The organism is Ramlibacter sp. WS9 (assembly GCF_003797765.1).
GTDB lineage: Bacteria > Pseudomonadota > Gammaproteobacteria > Burkholderiales > Burkholderiaceae_C > Ramlibacter.
Genome location: NZ_RKMB01000094.1, coordinates 1 through 832, shown reverse-complemented (window position 1 = coordinate 832; position 832 = coordinate 1). Strand labels below are relative to the sequence as shown.

At 67.3% G+C, this 832-nt stretch carries 1 pseudogene; it reads right to left on the bottom strand.

The annotated features are described in order from the left end of the window. Positions 1-832: pseudogene (locus EEB15_RS33080) on the bottom strand (recombination factor protein RarA); the annotation flags it as partial.

Genomic DNA, 832 nt, shown 5'->3' with positions numbered 1-832 from the left:
GGTGCGATCCAGCTCGGCCAGGTGTTCCAGCTTGTCGCGGATCTTCAGTTCCAGGCCCCTCGGCACCGGTTGATAGTAACGCCGCGGCTCCAGATCCTCGGGGAAATAATCCTCTCCGGCGGCATAGGCATCCGGCTCGTCGTGGGCGTAGCGGTATTCCTCGCCATAGCCGAGGCTCTTCATCAATTTGGTCGGCGCGTTGCGCAAGTGCAATGGCACTTCCCGCGAGCCGCTTTCGGCGACGTCGCGCATCGCCGCGTTGAACGCGCTGTACACCGCATTGCTCTTCGGCGCACAGGCCAGGTAGACGATGGCCTGGGCCACCGCCAGCTCGCCTTCGGGGCTGCCCAGGCGCTCCTGCACGTCCCAGGCCGACAGGCACAGGCCGAGGGCGCGAGGATCGGCGTTGCCAACCTCCTCGCTGGCCATGCGCACCACCCGCCGGGCGATGTACAGGGGATCGCAGCCGCCGTCGAGCATGCGCGCGAACCAATAGAGTGCCGCGTCGGGATTGGAGCCGCGCACCGACTTGTGCAGCGCGCTGATCTGGTCGTAGAACGCCTCGCCGCCCTTGTCGAAACGCCGGCGGGTGTCGCCGAGCAGATTCTGCAGCAGCTCGGGACTGATCTCGCTGCCGTCCTCGGCGAGGTCGGCAGCGTTCTCCAGCAGGTTCAGCAGGCGCCGCCCATCGCCGTCGGCGGCGGCCAGGAGAACCTGGAAGCTCTCCTCCGGCAGGCTCAGCTTGCGCTTGCCGAGGCCCTTGTCCTCGTTCAGCGCGCGGCCCACCAGCTTGCGCAGGGCGGCTTCGTCGAGGCTCTTGAGGACATACACG